17 protein-coding genes are annotated in these 16,329 nt (G+C 47.3%); 12 read left to right on the plus strand and 5 right to left on the minus strand.

The genetic code is table 11. From position 1 onward, the window contains the following. Nucleotides 1-189: 189 nt before the first annotated feature. The 4 genes from A7Z29_RS17370 to A7Z29_RS17385 all read left to right on the plus strand — a co-directional run bounded on the left by A7Z29_RS17370 (nt 190) and on the right by A7Z29_RS17385 (nt 5,141). Entirely contained in the window at nt 190-780 is a 591-nt protein-coding gene (locus A7Z29_RS17370) for a fimbrial protein (protein ID WP_000644765.1), read from the plus strand. A gap of 57 nt (nt 781-837) precedes the next feature. After that, nucleotides 838-1,542 (plus strand): fimbrial biogenesis chaperone, encoded by a 705-nt coding sequence (locus A7Z29_RS17375; RefSeq protein WP_000760903.1) that lies wholly within the window; start codon nt 838-840, stop codon nt 1,540-1,542. A 61-nt stretch (nt 1,543-1,603) separates the two neighbouring features. After that, the gene (locus A7Z29_RS17380) at nt 1,604-4,090 is read left to right on the plus strand and encodes a fimbria/pilus outer membrane usher protein (protein WP_001086635.1); all 2,487 of its coding nucleotides are present in this window, start codon (nt 1,604-1,606) and stop codon (nt 4,088-4,090) included. Between the two features lie 4 nt (nt 4,091-4,094). Further along, nucleotides 4,095-5,141: a fimbrial protein gene (locus A7Z29_RS17385; protein ID WP_128568110.1), complete on the plus strand. Its 1,047-nt coding sequence runs from the start codon at nt 4,095-4,097 to the stop codon at nt 5,139-5,141. 53 nt (nt 5,142-5,194) lie between these two features. Here the strand turns inward: A7Z29_RS17385 and A7Z29_RS17390 are convergent, their stop codons facing one another. The 3 genes from A7Z29_RS17390 to A7Z29_RS17400 all read right to left on the minus strand — a co-directional run bounded on the left by A7Z29_RS17390 (nt 5,195) and on the right by A7Z29_RS17400 (nt 7,275). Next, a complete protein-coding gene (locus A7Z29_RS17390; protein ID WP_105290546.1) occupies nt 5,195-6,400 on the minus strand; it encodes a nicotinamide mononucleotide deamidase-related protein YfaY in 1,206 nt (401 codons plus the stop codon). A gap of 99 nt (nt 6,401-6,499) precedes the next feature. After that, nucleotides 6,500-7,042: a YfaZ family outer membrane protein gene (locus A7Z29_RS17395; protein ID WP_000712688.1), complete on the minus strand. Its 543-nt coding sequence runs from the start codon at nt 7,040-7,042 to the stop codon at nt 6,500-6,502. Between the two features lie 26 nt (nt 7,043-7,068). After that, nucleotides 7,069-7,275: a hypothetical protein gene (locus tag A7Z29_RS17400; protein ID WP_105290547.1), complete on the minus strand. Its 207-nt coding sequence runs from the start codon at nt 7,273-7,275 to the stop codon at nt 7,069-7,071. 44 nt (nt 7,276-7,319) lie between these two features. Between A7Z29_RS17400 and nudI the strand changes: the two genes are divergently transcribed. After that, a complete protein-coding gene (nudI, locus tag A7Z29_RS17405) occupies nt 7,320-7,745 on the plus strand; it encodes a nucleoside triphosphatase NudI (RefSeq protein WP_001249882.1) in 426 nt (141 codons plus the stop codon). Between the two features lie 38 nt (nt 7,746-7,783). Here nudI and ais read toward each other — a convergent pair whose 3' ends face one another. Next, nucleotides 7,784-8,386 (minus strand): lipopolysaccharide core heptose(II)-phosphate phosphatase Ais, encoded by a 603-nt coding sequence (gene ais / locus A7Z29_RS17410; RefSeq protein WP_032225759.1) that lies wholly within the window; start codon nt 8,384-8,386, stop codon nt 7,784-7,786. A 316-nt stretch (nt 8,387-8,702) separates the two neighbouring features. On the opposite strand from ais, the gene arnB reads away from it, so the two are divergent. The 7 genes from arnB to arnF are packed head-to-tail and all read left to right on the plus strand — an operon-like array spanning nt 8,703 to nt 16,053. Next, complete coding sequence (arnB, locus tag A7Z29_RS17415; RefSeq protein WP_105290573.1) at nt 8,703-9,842, plus strand: UDP-4-amino-4-deoxy-L-arabinose aminotransferase; 1,140 nt, start codon at nt 8,703-8,705, stop codon at nt 9,840-9,842. Nucleotides 9,843-9,845: 3 nt separating this feature from the next. Then, nucleotides 9,846-10,814, plus strand: coding sequence for an undecaprenyl-phosphate 4-deoxy-4-formamido-L-arabinose transferase (gene arnC, locus A7Z29_RS17420; protein ID WP_000461630.1), 969 nt, complete (start codon nt 9,846-9,848; stop codon nt 10,812-10,814). Further along, nucleotides 10,814-12,790, plus strand: coding sequence for a bifunctional UDP-4-amino-4-deoxy-L-arabinose formyltransferase/UDP-glucuronic acid oxidase ArnA (gene arnA / locus A7Z29_RS17425; protein ID WP_105290548.1), 1,977 nt, complete (start codon nt 10,814-10,816; stop codon nt 12,788-12,790). The genes arnC and arnA overlap by 1 nt, the downstream gene beginning before the upstream one ends. Before the next feature lie 2 nt (nt 12,791-12,792). After that, nucleotides 12,793-13,686, plus strand: a complete 894-nt coding sequence (arnD, locus tag A7Z29_RS17430) for a 4-deoxy-4-formamido-L-arabinose-phosphoundecaprenol deformylase (protein ID WP_105280567.1) — start codon at nt 12,793-12,795, stop codon at nt 13,684-13,686. Continuing rightward, complete coding sequence (gene arnT / locus A7Z29_RS17435) at nt 13,683-15,335, plus strand: lipid IV(A) 4-amino-4-deoxy-L-arabinosyltransferase (protein ID WP_105290549.1); 1,653 nt, start codon at nt 13,683-13,685, stop codon at nt 15,333-15,335. The genes arnD and arnT overlap by 4 nt, the downstream gene beginning before the upstream one ends. Continuing rightward, nucleotides 15,332-15,667 (plus strand): 4-amino-4-deoxy-L-arabinose-phosphoundecaprenol flippase subunit ArnE, encoded by a 336-nt coding sequence (arnE, locus tag A7Z29_RS17440; protein ID WP_000638041.1) that lies wholly within the window; start codon nt 15,332-15,334, stop codon nt 15,665-15,667. Before arnT ends, arnE begins: the two co-directional genes overlap by 4 nt. Beyond that, entirely contained in the window at nt 15,667-16,053 is a 387-nt protein-coding gene (gene arnF / locus A7Z29_RS17445; RefSeq protein ID WP_105290550.1) for a 4-amino-4-deoxy-L-arabinose-phosphoundecaprenol flippase subunit ArnF, read from the plus strand. Before arnE ends, arnF begins: the two co-directional genes overlap by 1 nt. Here arnF and pmrD read toward each other — a convergent pair. Next, nucleotides 16,047-16,313, minus strand: a complete 267-nt coding sequence (gene pmrD, locus A7Z29_RS17450; protein ID WP_105290551.1) for a signal transduction protein PmrD — start codon at nt 16,311-16,313, stop codon at nt 16,047-16,049. The two genes, arnF and pmrD, sit on opposite strands and share 7 nt — an antisense overlap. Nucleotides 16,314-16,329 lie beyond the last annotated feature (16 nt).

Here is a 16,329-nt window from a genome sequence, read left to right on the forward strand (position 1 = left end):
AACATCAAAGAATAATAATATACGATTATTAAAAATTAAACATATTCACCAGCATTATATGTTTAGAATTACTTTGATAATTCCCGCAAAAAAATTTGTTTATAAATATTTATTTGCGTATATAATCCCGCCTGTTTAATATATTAAAAATATAATATTATTCCATTCATCAATATAAAAGGAACTTAAGTGAAAGCAAAAATTCTCATTCCATCGTTATCTGTTCTCCTGATGGGTATATCGGCTTTAAGTTATGCGGACACTCCCGCCGGTAAAGTTCATTTCAATGGGCTAATTACTGCATCAACTTGTGACTTAGAGCAAGGTACAGGCAAGGGACAGAATGACCAGACCGTAACGCTTCAGACAGTGGACGTTGCTGATTTTGGCGCTGCTGTAGGTAATGAAGCAGCAAACTCTGCAACAGATTTTAATATTAATCTTACCGGTTGTACGACACAATTAGGTAGCATCAACCTTGAATTTAGCGGTAATACCACCGATGCCACCGATAATACAGCCCTGGCAATTGACACCGGTGCAGATAAAGCAACAGGCGTAGGGATTCGTATTTATCGTGAAGGTGCTTCTTCACCGATTAATTTTGCTACTGATCGTACCGATGCAGAAAGCTCTGCGGTAACACTTTCATCCATTAGCCCAACCAATGGTGATGGCAAGCATAGCTTTAATTATAAAGCGGTTTATGTCAGAACAGCAGATACAATTACTGAAGGTCAGGGTAACGCGACTGCGGATTATCGTATCGCTTACTATTAATGATATATTTCAAAGGGGTGAAATTACTACACCCCTTAATTACTAAAGTAAAAATGCATGAAAAAATACTCTTTATTACTGATTGTATTATTTGCCAACATTGCTTACGGGGGAGTGGTTATTCGGGGAACAAGAATTATTTACCCGTCCACGGCGCGGGAAATCCCTGTAGAAGTGACGAATCAAGATAAAGAGCGTTCATACCTTGTTCAGGCCTGGATGAGTGACTTTGCCAATGATGCAAATAAGAAAACGCCATTTGTACTCACTCCGCCGTTAGTTAAACTGGAAGCTCAGAAAAACACGCTTTTCCGCTTAATCTATACCGGTACGCAAAAATTGCCGGAGGATCGTGAATCCATTTTTTGGCTAAATGTAAAATCCATTCCTGGGATGTCAGAAGAGTCTTCACAGGTGCCGAATCAACTGCAATTTGCCGTTCAGAGCCAGCTCAAAGTTTTTTATCGTCCGCTGGGGCTTGCTGATGATGCCAATACCGCCTATAGCAAAATCGCTTTCCGGATACAAGGCAACAGGCTAATCGCCAAAAACCCAACACCTTACTTTGTCACCTTCCGCACTCTGGCAGTGAATGGTAAGCCCGTATCGTATAAAGGAAACGGCGTTGTGAAAATGATGCTCAATCCATTTGGCGAGCAAACATATACTCTGACCGCATCCTCTTCTGAAAACAATAGTGTTGAATGGTCAGCAATAAATGATTACGGCGGTACGACAAATACCATAAAGACCCGGTTATAAGCGCAATAGATTGTTCAGGAAAACGACAGGAATTATCTCGTACAAGGAAAGTAATAATAACATGAACTCCTTACATCTATTTTGTTTGCATGTTGTTGTAACAATAGTGCCATTGACACTGTTACAAAACAGTTACGCCCGCGAGGTGTTTAATTACAAACTTTTAGAGTCAGGGGCTTCAGAAAGCGAACTGGAAGCCATTAAAAATTTTGACAAAAATGATGGCCTGGTGCCCGGTAAATATCGGGTCGATGTTTTTATGAATAATCAACGCATTACACGTAAAGATATTGATTTTGTCGTTGATGATAAAGCGAACAAACTCTTACCTGTGTTAAGCAAAAAAGAGTATATCGCTATGGGGGTTGCCAATAGCCCCTCCGCGTCATTTGCCACGCTGGCAGATGACGATATCGTGACGAATTTAGAAAATTATATTCCCTTTTCATCAGTGCGCTTTGAGCAGAGTTCGCTGCGCCTGTATCTGTCAGTTCCACAACTGGCGATGAACAATGCCGCAAACGGGTATATTGATCCGGTTTTATGGGATAATGGATTGCCTGCGTTGTTTACAAATTACTATTTTAGCGGCTCACATAATTGGCAAGATGGTCGTTCAGATAATAGTTCATACCTTAATCTGAATAATGGTATTAATCTTGGCCCCTGGCGTTTAAGAAATAACATTAATTACAACGATGGCACCTGGCAAAATATTGATACCTATATCTGGCGAAATATCCCTGCGTTAACCAGCAAACTCATTCTTGGCGATACCTGGACAGATTCAGCCGTTTTCGATAGTTTCCAGTTTCGCGGGGTAAAACTGGAAAGTAATGAAAATATGCTTCCTTACAGCATGAGAGGTTTTGCCCCCGTTATTCGCGGCGTTGCCAAAAGCAATGCGCAAGTGACGATTCGACAAAATAATTATATTATTTACCAAAGTACGGTATCCCCAGGTCCTTTCGAATTACATGATGTCTCTCCTGTTTCTTCTGGTGGGGATATGGAAGTCACGGTAAAAGAATCTGATGGTAGCGAACAAAAATATATTCAGGCATCAGCTTCAATTCCTGTCATGCGCCGAGAAGGAGCCATGTCTTATAGTTTATCTGGCGGAGAATATCGCTCATCTGATAACTCCCATGATAAACCCGGCTTTGCTCAGGCGACGCTGATTTACGGTTTACCTGCAGGCATTACCCTCTATGGTGGCACAATTTTTGCCAGTGATTATCGTTCTGGCGCATTAGGCGCAGGTGTCGATTTACAACACTTTGGCTCGCTTTCAGCAGACATTACTCGTTCATATAGCCAGACGGTTGATGACAGTTCACAACAAGGACAATCTTACCGATTGCTTTACTCGAAAAATTTCTCCAGCACTGAAACGAATATCACGCTTGCTGGCTACCGTTATTCCACAGAGAATTTCTATACCTTTAGCGAAGCACAAAATAATAAAGAGTATGATGAGGACGACGCGTTTTCATACCGTAACAACTATAACCGCCATCGTCGGTTACAACTTACCATTAATCAGGCGATCCCCTCGTTTGGTCAGTTCAATATTTCGGGCTATCAACAAGATTATTGGGGACTCGGGGGTAAAGAGCGCAGCCTCAGCGTAGGGTATAGTCATAGTTGGGAAAATGTGAGTTTTAGCCTAAGTTATTTACTGACACGAATGCCAGACAATAATAAGAACGATCAACAACTCTCACTTTCTGTCAGCGTTCCACTAGGAAAATGGTTACCTGGTGCGCATGTTAATTACAATAACACCAGCAGTAATAGCGGTCACACTTTAAACAGTGTGGCGCTTAACGGTACTGCGCTGGAAGATAATAATCTCAGTTATAGTCTGCAACAAAGTCATGGCGATCAAGGTTATGGTGGCAATACGTCACTCAGTTATCGCTCCAGTAAAGGCGTAATTGGCGCAGGCTGGAACTATGGTCAGGATCAACGGCAATTAAATTACAATATGCAGGGCGCAATTGTTCTGCATCCGTATGGATTAACCCTTGCTCAGTCTTTAGGTGAATCATCGATTCTGGTGCGCGCCCCTGATGCCAGTGGGCTGGGCATTAACAGAGGAACGTCGGTTTATACCGACTGGCGAGGATACTCCATCATCCCTTACGCATCAGCATTTCAGCGCAACCGTATCGCCATCAATACGCAAACCTTGCCGTCAAATGTTGAAATACCGGAACCGGTACAAGAAGTTATTCCTACGGAAGGCGCATTAGTCGTAGCCAATTTTTCAACGCGATATGGTCAGAAATTACTTTTAACCTTAATGCATAAAGACAAATTTGTTCCCTTTGGAGCCGTAGTCACTGCTAAAGATGAGCAAATTTCAACCCTCGTTGGGCGAAACGGTGAAACGTATTTATCCGGCGCACAAGCTAATCAAAAATGGCAAGTCAAGTGGGGAAAATCGGCCACTGAAAGTTGCCAGGTTCGTATATTACCAGAACTACTTCAGACACCGCAAAACATGACTAATCTTATTATTGCCACCGCAGCGTGTGATTAACATCATGAAGATAAAAATCATCAGTACTTATAAAGTTACAAGTCGTGAAGCGTTATTGCTGCTGGTTATTTTGATAGCAGCCTTTGTTCCTTCTCTTAGTTTCGCTAAAACATGTAGCTACACCAGTGGTGGACCGGCATTAGTTTCATTTTCTGATATTTCGATCAATTCTGAATACAATAAAAACACAGCGCCAGGAACCATAATTTTTGATCGAAGTTACCATTCCAGTCACTCAGGACAGATCACATGCTCAGATAATTATCCTGATTACAGTGAAGGGTTTGCCACTTCTCCTTCAACTTTAGTCGGCAGTGATATCTGTTTATTCAATGTGCCTTTGACTAATGGAAAAAATTCTGGCGTCGGCATTAAAATATTTTACGATTTAAAGAATAATAATACCACCCCAAACAATTACTGCATGGAATACCCTAAACGCACCAGCACTGCAAATAAAAACAACTTTTCCGTTGAGGGTAATTTCCGCATACAATTAAAAGTCATCGGGGAATTACAGGGTGGTGAAATTGATTTATCTCGTTTTAGTAATGCTGGCATTTGGTGGAATAATATTGAGGCATTTTCTCTCGAATTTAGCAACACCATTATTAATCTTCACTCATTGAGCTGCGACCTGAACACGCCTGATGTTCCAGTTTCATTATCACCCGCCGCAGGAATTAATTCCGACACCACCTTCAAAGGGATTAACTCCACTTCGGCGCTGGTAGATTTTAATATCGGACTAACGTGTGATCCGGGAACCAATGTCGCCATACGTTTTGAAGGCGATACGGTAAGTGGAAGTAATAATTCAATCCTGAAGCTAACTCAACAGAATAATTCTGCCTCTGGGGTTGGCGTACAGATCTTAGATAAGAATAAAAATATTATCCCCCTTAATCAACCTGATTACGTTTTACAGTTAAGTAATATTCAGCAATCAGCCACGTCGTTGAATTTTAGTGCGCGATATATTCAGACAGAAAGTAATGTAACGCCAGGAAAAGCGGATGCGGATGCGACATTTTATCTTTCGTTTCCGTAATGAACAGCAATAAACCCGCGAACAGGTGCCGGAAGCATCCGGCACCTGGACTATTATTGCGGCGACAGTCTCAGCGACTCAACAACCTCAATCCAGCCATGCTCACTGGCGATGTTCTGCCCGTTCAGCCAGCGGCGCAGCATATTCAGTGCCATCATTGCGCACACTTCCTGACGGATAGCCAGGCTGTAGCGCGTAGTGCTGAAACGCACACGCAGAGCGAAAGTGCCGTCTGGTGTGGCTAGCGCAAAGTTGAGATGCTCGTTCTCGAAACCAGAAACAGCCAGTGCCAGCCCGGCAAAATGGTTGGCCCGCCGTTCTGTAATCCAGTGTGCAGTTTGCGCCAGAGTTTCTTCCTGTGAAGGAACCACTTCACATGCCAGTAATGGCGCACCTGCGCGCGCGAGTTGCAAAGCCAATAAACCACCGGTGAATTGCTCACTCAACGTCAGGCTGAACTGGCGACTTTGCAGTTCGCGACTGATTTGTGCAGGCAGTCCTTCTGTGCCTTCGAAAATCATGCTCTGCCCGGCGACGCGTTTAACGTCCAGCCACAGTTTTTCCATCGCCTGTTGCTCGCTTGCCGGTCCAGTGAGTTTCAATTCAATAATCGGCATGGAAGAGCGATAGCCCATCGTCACACCTGGCGGTAGTTGCAACGCATCCAGGCTTTGCGCCAGATCGCTTTCCGAACGACCAAAAGTTGTCAGCCGCAGACAAACCGGCGGCTGCGGCAAAGAAAAACGCTCGCGCAGGCGCGGCAGGATTTCATGCTCCACCATCACCTTAAACTCCGACGGTACGCCGGGGGTAAAGAATATCAGGCAACGGTGAAGCTGTACGGCAAAACCACAAGCGGTGCCTACCGGGTTATTGATAAATTCAGCACTGGCAGGCAGCTCCGCTTGTTTGCGATTACTCGGCGCCATTACGCGACCACGTTCGCGGAAATAGCGTTCCATCTCATTGAGCCAGGCTTCATGAAGAACCAGGCTTTCACCTTTGGCTGTCGCTGCGGCGAGTGCGCTTAAATCATCACTGGTCGGCCCCAGTCCGCCATTGACGATCAGCACATCGGCGTGCTGACTACGTTCGCGCAGAATGGTCACTAAATCATCAAGGTTATCGCCCACCGTATTGCGGCGAGATAATGGCAATCCCTGGTGAAAGAAAAAATCCGCCAGCCAGGCAGCGTTAGTGTCAACGATTTGCCCGTGTAACACTTCATCCCCGGTGGATAACATTTCCACTTTTAACATGGTTATCTCCTGCTTTTGTTATCGAATCACTATAACGCAAAGGGAGATAAGGCGTAGTAAGAAACTGAATGGCGCGGCAGAACGCCGCGCCGGAAGGCATCAGAAACTGGCGTTAACACCGACATACGGGCCGTCAGCCACGGCGTTGTCGCGGTTACCGTCTTTACCCGACAGATTCAGGTAGCGATAACCCGCCTCAATACTGACTGGACGCATAATGGTGTAACGCGCGCCAGCATTCGCTTCTTCATAACTTTTAATACCACTGGAGAGCGAATCCGGAGAGTAGTAATACTCACCAAACAGACGGAAGCTATCGCCAATTTGCCACTGCAAGCCACCGCCTACCGCTGCGGCATAACCTTCATCGCCGTCGTTCGGGTTGGTGTAAACGCCTTTACCGCCCACAGTTGCCATTAACGGTCCCAGCGGCAGATTCAATCCCAGACCAACGCCCGCGACGTCACCGTCGTCATCGTTATGTGTCCAGTTACCGCTTAATGCCAGACCGGTCGATTCAGTACCGAAACCGACGCCAATATTGGTATATTCTTTTCCCGCCTGACCGCTAATGCTTATCGCATTTGCCGATGCAGAAACCAATAGCATTCCAGCCAGAACTGGCAGTGCAAATTTTTTCATTTTTACCTTTTCCCGCAAGAAGATAATTAAAAGTCCCCAAAGCTGCGGGATTGTACTGCCTGACACAGAGGATTCAATGCGTGAAAAAAGCGATCTGCTAACTTATTGTAACTAAATACTTCTTGAATAATTAAGTGCAGAAAAAGTAGCCACCAAAAAGATGAAACCCAAAAAACAATCACCATGATTATCATCGCAAAAAAGACCAATGCCACTTTCACGCGTTGATCCATTGCCGTATTCTTTTGTTTTATTTTTGGTGGTAAGGAATATTCCCATGCGGCAACGGACTATAGTTTGTCCCTTAATTCAAAATGATGGTGCTTATCTGCTGTGTAAAATGGCCGACGATCGCGGCGTTTTCCCCGGACAATGGGCGCTGTCTGGCGGCGGCGTAGAACCCGGTGAGCGCATTGAAGAAGCATTACGTCGTGAAATCAGAGAAGAGCTGGGCGAGCAACTGATTCTTACTGACATCACGCCGTGGACGTTCAGTGATGATATTCGCATCAAGACATATGCAGATGGCCGCAAGGAAGAGATTTATATGATTTACCTGATCTTTGACTGCGTCTCTGCCAACCGTGAAGTGAAAATTAACGAAGAGTTTCAGGAATACGCATGGGTAAAACCTGAAGATCTTGCGCACTATGATTTGAATGTCGCCACTCAGAAAACATTACGTTTGAAAGGTCTGATGTAACAGTAATGACAGCCATTATTGGCTGTCATATTAACAAATCACCGATTAACAAACTCACCATCCAGTAAAACGTTGCCTTTTTCCACATGCATTACCAGCCCATCCAGATAATCTGGTTTAAATGTCACGCTACGTTTATCTTTTGCGATATAGGTCAGACAATGGTTATGGGTGAAAATAACGATATTTTTATCTGGAGCTTTGCTTTGCAACTCCTTAATTGTGCTATAAATCTCATTTCTACATTGTAAAAACCGTTTATCTACCGTCAGTTTTTTTCCAGCAGAAAACCAGGTCGCTGATTGAATAGTCCGAACGGCATTACTGGAATAAAGATCGAAATCAGGGATGTCCGCGCTAAAAGCTTTGCCCAGTTCACGGGCATTCTGAGCACCTTTCACCGTAATGCCTGTTTTGTCTGACAAGCATTGATTAGAGGAGCGATCGCAGCGTTCCGCATGGCGAAACAGAACCACAACCGGATGCTGCTGCGCTAATCTGGCCAGCGTTTTATTGTCGATACGCGGCAAACCATTACTGCTCCAGGCAGCATGTGTACCCAGCCCCACAATCGCCCCAAGCGCCAGTAAAATGTAGATATATTTTTTAGACTTCAACGAAGTCCCACTAAAAGCTAACACTTAAGCTCCACCTATAGACAAGCGTAGCCAGCTAAATGACCGCGAAAACAAACGACATTTTCACCGGTAAATAGTGGCTGGGATAGTATTAAAACATTACGATGCACGCAAAATGCCTTAAATCTTGTCAAATTAAAAGCCTGAATAAGATACAAAAACAAAAAAAATAATATTTAAGCCTTATATTCATTCCTTAAGGTTAAATTAATATTCTACCCTTAGAATTTCATTCCAAATGGCAAAATACACATAACGTTCCCTATGACAGATATTAGCGAATAACAGGGAAAGGTATTCAATGGCCGAAGGAAAAACGATGTCAGACTTTTTACCTTTTTCGCGTCCGGCAATAGGCGCGGAAGAACTCGCTGCAGTTCAAGAGGTTTTCGAATCCGGTTGGATAACCACTGGCCCGAAGAATCAAGCACTGGAAGCGGCCTTTTGCCAGTTGACAGGAAATCAACATGCCATCGCAGTCAGCTCGGCCACTGCTGGAATGCATATCACGCTGATGGCGCTGGGGATTGGCGCTGATGATGAAGTCATCACCCCCTCCATGACCTGGGTTTCAACCCTCAATATGATCTCCCTGTTGGGCGCAACGCCGGTGATGGTGGACGTTGATTGCGATACGCTGATGATCACGCCTGAAGCGATCGAAGCGGCCATTACGCCCTACACCAAAGCGATTATCCCGGTGCATTATGCCGGAGCGCCAGCAGATATTGACGCCATTCGCGCCATTGCTGAACGCCACGGTATCGCGGTCATTGAAGATGCCGCCCACGCCGTCGGTACGTATTACAAAGGTCAGCATACTGGTGCAAAGGGCACCGCTATTTTTTCGTTTCACGCCATCAAAAATATTACCTGCGCGGAAGGCGGCCTGATTGTTACCGATAATGAAAACCTCGCCCGCCAGTTACGCATGTTGAAATTTCATGGTCTGGGTGTCGATGCATACGACAGACAAACCTGGGGCCGCACACCGCAGGCTGAAGTATTAACGCCAGGCTATAAGTACAATCTGACCGATATTAACGCTGCGATAGCTCTGACGCAGTTGAATAAATTAGAGCAACTAAATACTCGCCGTCGCGACATTGCCCTGCAATATCAGCAAGCACTGGCAACTCTCCCTTTCCAGCCTTTAAGCGTTCCTGCATGGTCACACGTTCACTCCTGGCATCTGTTTATCATTCGTGTTGATGAACAACGTTGTGGTATCAGCCGCGATGCTCTGATGGAAGCGTTAAAAGAAAGAGGCATTGGAACCGGGTTACATTTCCGCGCCGCCCACACGCAAAAATATTATCGCGAGCGTTTTCCAACGCTGTCGTTGCCGAATACGGAATGGAATAGCGAACGCATCTGTTCGTTGCCGCTGTTCCCGGATATGACCACCGCCGATGCCGATCGCGTCATCACTGCCCTTCAGCAACTCGCAGGACAATAAGCCATGTTTGAAATCCACCCTGTTAAGAAAGTCTCGGTGGTTATTCCCATTTATAACGAGCAGGAAAGTTTACCGGAATTAATCAGGCGCACCACCGCAGCTTGTGAATCACTGGGCAAAGAGTATGAAATACTGTTGGTTGATGACGGCAGTAACGACAACTCCGCACAAATGCTGGTCGATGCCTCACAAGCGGAGGGCAGCCATATTGTGTCTATTTTGCTTAACCGCAATTACGGACAACATTCGGCAATTATGGCGGGATTCAGTCACGTTACCGGCGACTTAATCATTACTCTTGATGCCGATCTCCAGAATCCACCAGAAGAAATCCCCCACCTGGTGGAAAAAGCCGATGAAGGTTACGACGTGGTAGGGACTGTGCGCCAGAATCGCCAGGACAGCTGGTTTCGTAAAACCGCCTCGAAGATGATTAACCGGCTTATCCAGCGCACCACCGGCAAAGCGATGGGCGACTACGGCTGTATGCTGCGCGCTTATCGCCGGCATATTGTCGATGCGATGTTGCACTGCCATGAACGCAGCACCTTTATTCCTATTCTGGCGAATATCTTTGCCCGCCGCGCCATTGAAATTCCGGTGCATCATGCCGAGCGTGAGTTTGGTGAATCCAAATACAGCTTTATGCGCCTGATTAATTTGATGTACGACCTGGTGACCTGCCTTACCACTACGCCGCTACGTATGCTGAGTCTGCTCGGCAGCATTATTGCGATTGGCGGTTTTAGCATCGCGGTGCTGCTGGTGATTTTACGCCTGACCTTCGGACCACAATGGGCGGCTGAAGGAGTCTTTATGCTGTTTGCCGTGCTGTTTACCTTTATTGGCGCTCAGTTTATCGGCATGGGCTTGCTCGGTGAATATATCGGCAGGATCTACACCGATGTCCGCGCCCGCCCCCGCTATTTTGTTCAGCAAGTTATCCGTCCATCCAGCAAGGAAAATGAATAATGAAAACCGCCGTTTTTGCCTATCACGATATGGGATGCCTGGGCATTGAAGCCTTGCTGGCTGCCGGTTACGAAATTAGCGCCATTTTTACTCATACCGATAATCCTGGCGAAAAAGCGTTTTATGGTTCGGTGGCTCGTCTGGCGGCGGAAAGAGGCATTCCGGTTTACGCGCCGGATAACGTTAACCATCCGCTGTGGGTAGAACGCATAGCCCAACTGTCACCTGATGTGATTTTCTCTTTTTATTATCGCCATTTGATCAGCGACGAGATTTTGCAGCTTGCTCCCGCAGGCGCATTTAATCTGCATGGTTCGCTGTTACCGAAATATCGTGGTCGCGCGCCGCTGAACTGGGTGCTGGTGAACGGTGAAACGGAAACGGGCGTTACATTGCACCGAATGGTGAAACGTGCCGATGCCGGGGCCATTATTGCCCAGCTACGCGTTACCATTGCGCCGGATGATATTGCCATTACGCTACATCATAAATTGTGCCACGCCGCGCGTCAGTTACTGGAACAGACGTTACCCGCTATTAAACACGGTAATATTCTGGAAATCGCCCAGCGTGAGAACGAAGCCACCTGTTTTGGTCGCAGAACACCGGAGGACAGCCGCCTCGAATGGCATAAACCGGCTTGTGAACTCCACAACATGGTGCGTGCCGTTGCCGATCCCTGGCCTGGCGCCTTTAGCTATGTTGGCAATCAGAAATTTACAGTCTGGTCGTCCCGCGTTCATTCCCTTACTACTGCCGCACAGTCGGGCAGCGTGATTTCTGTTTCACCGCTGTTGATTGCCTGTGGTTATGGCACGCTGGAAATCGTCACCGGACAGGCGGGCGACGGCATTACCATGCAAGGCTCACAATTAGCGCAAACGCTGGGGCTGGTGCAAGGTTCACGATTAAATAGCCAATCAACCTGCGCTGCCCGACGCCGTACCCGGGTACTCATCCTCGGAGTGAATGGCTTTATTGGTAACCATCTGACAGAACGCCTGCTGCGCGAAGATCATTATGAAGTTTACGGTCTGGATATCGGCAGCGATGCGATAAGCCGTTTTCTGAATCATCCGCATTTTCACTTTGTCGAAGGCGATATCAGTATTCATTCCGAATGGATTGAGTATCACGTCAAAAAATGTGATGTCGTCTTGCCGCTGGTGGCGATAGCCACACCGATTGAATATACCCGCAACCCGCTGCGCGTATTTGAACTCGATTTTGAAGAGAATCTGCGCATTATCCGTTATTGCGTGAAGTACCGTAAGCGAATCATCTTCCCGTCGACTTCAGAAGTTTATGGGATGTGTAGCGATAAATACTTCGATGAAGACCATTCTAATTTAATCGTCGGCCCGGTGAATAAACCTCGCTGGATTTATTCGGTTTCAAAACAATTACTTGATCGGGTGCTCTGGGCGTATGGCGAAAAAGAAGGTTTACAGTTCACCCTCTTCCGTCCGTTTAACTGGATGGGGCCAAGGCTGGATAACCTGAATGCAGCGCGAATTGGCAGTTCGCGCGCTATTACGCAACTCATTCTCAACCTGGTGGAAGGTTCACCGATTAAGCTGATTGATGGCGGAAAACAAAAACGCTGCTTTACTGATATTCGGGATGGCATTGAAGCGTTATACCGCATTATCGAAAATGCGGGAAATCGCTGCGACGGCGAAATTATCAACATTGGCAATCCTGATAACGAAGCGAGCATTGAGGAACTGGGCGAGATGCTGCTGGCGAGCTTCGAAAAACATCCACTGCGCCATCACTTCCCACCGTTTGCGGGCTTTCGGGTTGTCGAAAGTAGCAGCTACTACGGCAAAGGATATCAGGACGTAGAGCATCGTAAACCGAGCATCCGCAATGCCCACCGCTGCCTGGGCTGGGAACCGAAAATTGATATGCAGGAAACCATCGACGAAACACTGAATTTCTTCCTGCGCACTGTCGATCTTACGGAAAAATGATCATGACCAAAGTGGGCTTACGCATTGATGTCGATACCTTTCGTGGCACCCGTGAAGGCGTGCCGCGCCTTCTGGAAATCTTGAGTAAGCATAATATTCAGGCCAGCATTTTTTTCAGCGTCGGCCCGGACAATATGGGTCGCCATCTCTGGCGACTAGTGAAACCACAGTTTTTGTGGAAGATGCTGCGCTCAAACGCGGCATCGCTTTATGGCTGGGATATTTTACTGGCCGGTACGGCATGGCCAGGTAAAGAGATTGGTTATGCCAACGCCGATATCATTCGCGAAGCGGCTAAATACCACGAAGTCGGCCTACACGCCTGGGATCACCATGCCTGGCAAGCCCAAAGCGGTAACTGGGATCGCCAAACGATGGTCGACGATATTGCACGTGGTCTTCGCACCCTTGAAGAGATTATCGGCCAACCGGTAACCTGTTCTGCCGCTGCGGGCTGGCGTGCCGACCAGCAGGTGATCGAAGCAAAAGAAGCGTTCCATTTGCGCTACAACAGCGATTGTCGTGGGGCGATGCCGTTTCGTCCATTGCTCGAATCAGGAAAACCCGGTACTACGCAAATTCCGGTGACCTTACCCACCTGGGATGAAGTGATTGGTCGGGATGTGAAAGCGGAAGATTTTAACGGCTGGCTACTCAACCGCATCCTGCGAGATAAAGGCACGCCGGTTTATACCATTCATGCAGAAGTTGAAGGCTGCGCTTATCAGCATAATTTTGTGGATCTCCTGAAACGTGCTGCCCAGGAAGGCGTGACATTTTGCCCTTTAAGCGAACTGTTATCAGAAACGTTGCCACTCGGACAAGTTGTTCGCGGAAGTATTGCCGGACGTGAAGGCTGGCTGGGTTGCCAACAAGCTGCGGGAATGCTTCCATGAAATCCGTTCGCTATTACGCAGCATTCTTTGCGTTTATCACCGCCTATTATCTCTTGCCGATTAATTATCGTCTGCTCTGGCAACCTGATGAAACACGTTATGCGGAAATCAGTCGGGAAATGCTGGCTTCCGGCGACTGGATTGTGCCCCATCTGTTAGGGCTACGTTATTTCGAAAAACCCATTGCCGGATACTGGATTAACAGCATTGGGCAATGGCTATTTGGTGCGAATAACGTTGGTGTGCGGGCAGGCGTTATCTTTGCGACCCTGTTAACCGCCGCGCTGGTGGCCTGGTTTACACTGCGCTTATGGCGCGATAAACGTCTGGCACTACTCGCCGCAGTGATTTATCTCTCATTGTTTATTGTCTATGCCATCGGCACTTATGCCGTGCTCGATCCGTTTATTGCATTCTGGCTGGTGGCGGGAATGTGCAGCTTCTGGCTGGCAATGCAGGCACAGACGTGGAAAGGCAAAAGCGTGGGATTTTTACTGCTGGGGATCACCTGCGGCATGGGGGTGATGACTAAAGGTTTTCTCGCCCTTGCCGTGCCGGTATTAAGCGTGCTGCCATGGGTAGCGACGCAAAAACGCTGGAAAGATCTCTTTATTTACGGCTGGCTGGCGGTTATCAGTTGCGTACTGACGGTTCTCCCCTGGGGACTGGCGATAGCGCAGCGGGAGTCTGACTTCTGGCATTATTTTTTCTGGGTTGAGCATATTCAACGCTTTGCGATGGATGATGCCCAGCATAAAGCTCCGTTCTGGTACTACTTGCCGGTCATTATTGCCGGTAGCCTGCCGTGGCTGGGGTTACTCCCCGGTGCACTGTACACAGGCTGGAAAAACCGCAAGCATTCCGCAACCGTCTATTTGTTGAGCTGGACGGTGATGCCGCTGCTGTTTTTCTCCGTCGCGAAAGGCAAATTACCTACCTATATTCTTTCCTGCTTTGCACCTCTGGCAATGCTGATGGCGCATTACGCTTTGCTGGCAGCAAAAAATAATCCTCTGGCGTTGCGGATGAATGGCTGGATTAACATCGCTTTTGGTGTCACTGGCATTATTGTCACGTTTGTAGTCTCCCCCTGGGGAGCAATGAACACTCCAGTGTGGCAAACCTTCGAGAGCTATAAAGTCTTCTGTGCATGGTCGATTTTTTCGCTATGGGCATTTTTCGGCTGGTATACCTTAACAAACGTGGATAAAACCTGGCCTTATGCCGCGCTTTGCCCGCTGGGGATGGCGTTGCTGGTAGGATTTTCAATTCCTGACAGAGTTATGGAAGGAAAACATCCGCAATTTTTTGTCGAGATGACACAAGAATCACTGCAGCCAAGCCGCTATATTCTTACCGACAGCGTCGGCGTTGCCGCTGGTCTGGCATGGAGCCTGCAACGCGATGACATCATCATGTATCGCCAGACGGGTGAATTGAAATACGGCCTTAATTATCCGGATGCGCAAGGGAGATTTGTCAGCGGTGATGAGTTCGCAAACTGGCTTAATCAACATCGTCAGGAGGGGATGATTACACTCGTGCTTTCGGTTGACCGCGATGAAGACATCAACAGTCTCGCCATTCCGCCCGCTGATGCCATCGATCATCAGGGACGTCTGGTGCTCATTCAGTATCGCCCCAAATGATCTGGATGATTTTAGTCTTTGCCAGTCTGCTTAGCGTAGCCGGGCAGTTGTGTCAGAAACAGGCAACCGGCTTTGTGGCAATAAAAAAACGGCGCAAACATATCGTACTGTGGCTGGGACTGGCGCTGGCTTGTCTTGGCCTTGCGATGGTGCTCTGGCTACTGGTCTTGCAGAGCGTTCCGGTAGGCATTGCCTACCCGATGTTGAGTCTGAATTTTGTCTGGGTGACGCTGGCGGCAGTAAAACTGTGGCACGAGCCAGTATCGCTGCGTCACTGGTGCGGGGTAGCATTCATTATTGGCGGCATTGTGATCCTGGGGAGTACGGTGTAATGGGGCTGATGTGGGGATTATTCAGCGTCATGATTGCTTCTGCAGCACAATTAAGTCTGGGTTATGCGGCAAGTCATCTGCCATCGATGACGCGGTGGCGGGATTTTATCGCGGCGTTTTTTGCTTTTGATTCCGGTGGTCAGATTCTGCTGGTCGGATTGCTTGGTTATCTGATCTCCGTTTTTTGCTGGTATAAAGCGTTACATCAACTGGCACTCAGCAAAGCCTATGCCTTACTGAGTATGAGTTATGTACTGGTATGGATTGCTTCAATGGTGCTTCCTGGTTGGGAAGGGACTTTTTCACTGAAAGCGCTGCTGGGCGTAACCTGTATTGCGAGCGGATTAATGCTGATTTTCCTTCCCACGACAAAACAACGTTACTGAATTCTCCCAGCCGATTTACACTGCCGTTCCCACTCATCGGGGCTGTAACTGCTTGCCGAGAGGACTTTCACCGTGTGCAACTTTTCACGATTAATACAGTAAAGCGCATTCTGCAAAGGCGAGAGTAAATCCCCCACTTTCACGGCGAAGTCACTCTTCACTTCAGCGATCATTTTTATCGCGCCGCCAGCATCGCAGAGCATAATTACATGTCTCTTATCTTGTTTATCGCAACACGATTTTTTGACCAGCCATTCCATTGCATTATCCTGTTAA

The sequence above is a fragment of the Escherichia sp. MOD1-EC6842 genome (assembly GCF_002965705.1).
Classification (GTDB): Bacteria; Pseudomonadota; Gammaproteobacteria; order Enterobacterales; family Enterobacteriaceae; genus Escherichia; species Escherichia ruysiae.

What these genes read in the sequence shown, in the direction of transcription:
- A7Z29_RS17375 (WP_000760903.1), top strand. Translation starts at nt 838, where the DNA reads ATGAAAAAATACTCTTTATTACTGATTGTATTATTTGCCAACATTGCT.
- A7Z29_RS17380 (WP_001086635.1), top strand. Translation starts at nt 1,604, where the DNA reads ATGAACTCCTTACATCTATTTTGTTTGCATGTTGTTGTAACAATAGTG.
- A7Z29_RS17385 (WP_128568110.1), top strand. Translation starts at nt 4,095, where the DNA reads ATGAAGATAAAAATCATCAGTACTTATAAAGTTACAAGTCGTGAAGCG.
- A7Z29_RS17390 (WP_105290546.1), bottom strand. Translation starts at nt 6,400, where the DNA reads ATGTTAAAAGTGGAAATGTTATCCACCGGGGATGAAGTGTTACACGGG.
- A7Z29_RS17395 (WP_000712688.1), bottom strand. Translation starts at nt 7,042, where the DNA reads ATGAAAAAATTTGCACTGCCAGTTCTGGCTGGAATGCTATTGGTTTCT.
- A7Z29_RS17400 (WP_105290547.1), bottom strand. Translation starts at nt 7,275, where the DNA reads ATGGATCAACGCGTGAAAGTGGCATTGGTCTTTTTTGCGATGATAATC.
- nudI (WP_001249882.1), top strand. Translation starts at nt 7,320, where the DNA reads ATGCGGCAACGGACTATAGTTTGTCCCTTAATTCAAAATGATGGTGCT.
- arnB (WP_105290573.1), top strand. Translation starts at nt 8,703, where the DNA reads ATGTCAGACTTTTTACCTTTTTCGCGTCCGGCAATAGGCGCGGAAGAA.
- arnC (WP_000461630.1), top strand. Translation starts at nt 9,846, where the DNA reads ATGTTTGAAATCCACCCTGTTAAGAAAGTCTCGGTGGTTATTCCCATT.
- arnA (WP_105290548.1), top strand. Translation starts at nt 10,814, where the DNA reads ATGAAAACCGCCGTTTTTGCCTATCACGATATGGGATGCCTGGGCATT.
- arnD (WP_105280567.1), top strand. Translation starts at nt 12,793, where the DNA reads ATGACCAAAGTGGGCTTACGCATTGATGTCGATACCTTTCGTGGCACC.
- arnT (WP_105290549.1), top strand. Translation starts at nt 13,683, where the DNA reads ATGAAATCCGTTCGCTATTACGCAGCATTCTTTGCGTTTATCACCGCC.
- arnE (WP_000638041.1), top strand. Translation starts at nt 15,332, where the DNA reads ATGATCTGGATGATTTTAGTCTTTGCCAGTCTGCTTAGCGTAGCCGGG.
- arnF (WP_105290550.1), top strand. Translation starts at nt 15,667, where the DNA reads ATGGGGCTGATGTGGGGATTATTCAGCGTCATGATTGCTTCTGCAGCA.
- pmrD (WP_105290551.1), bottom strand. Translation starts at nt 16,313, where the DNA reads ATGGAATGGCTGGTCAAAAAATCGTGTTGCGATAAACAAGATAAGAGA.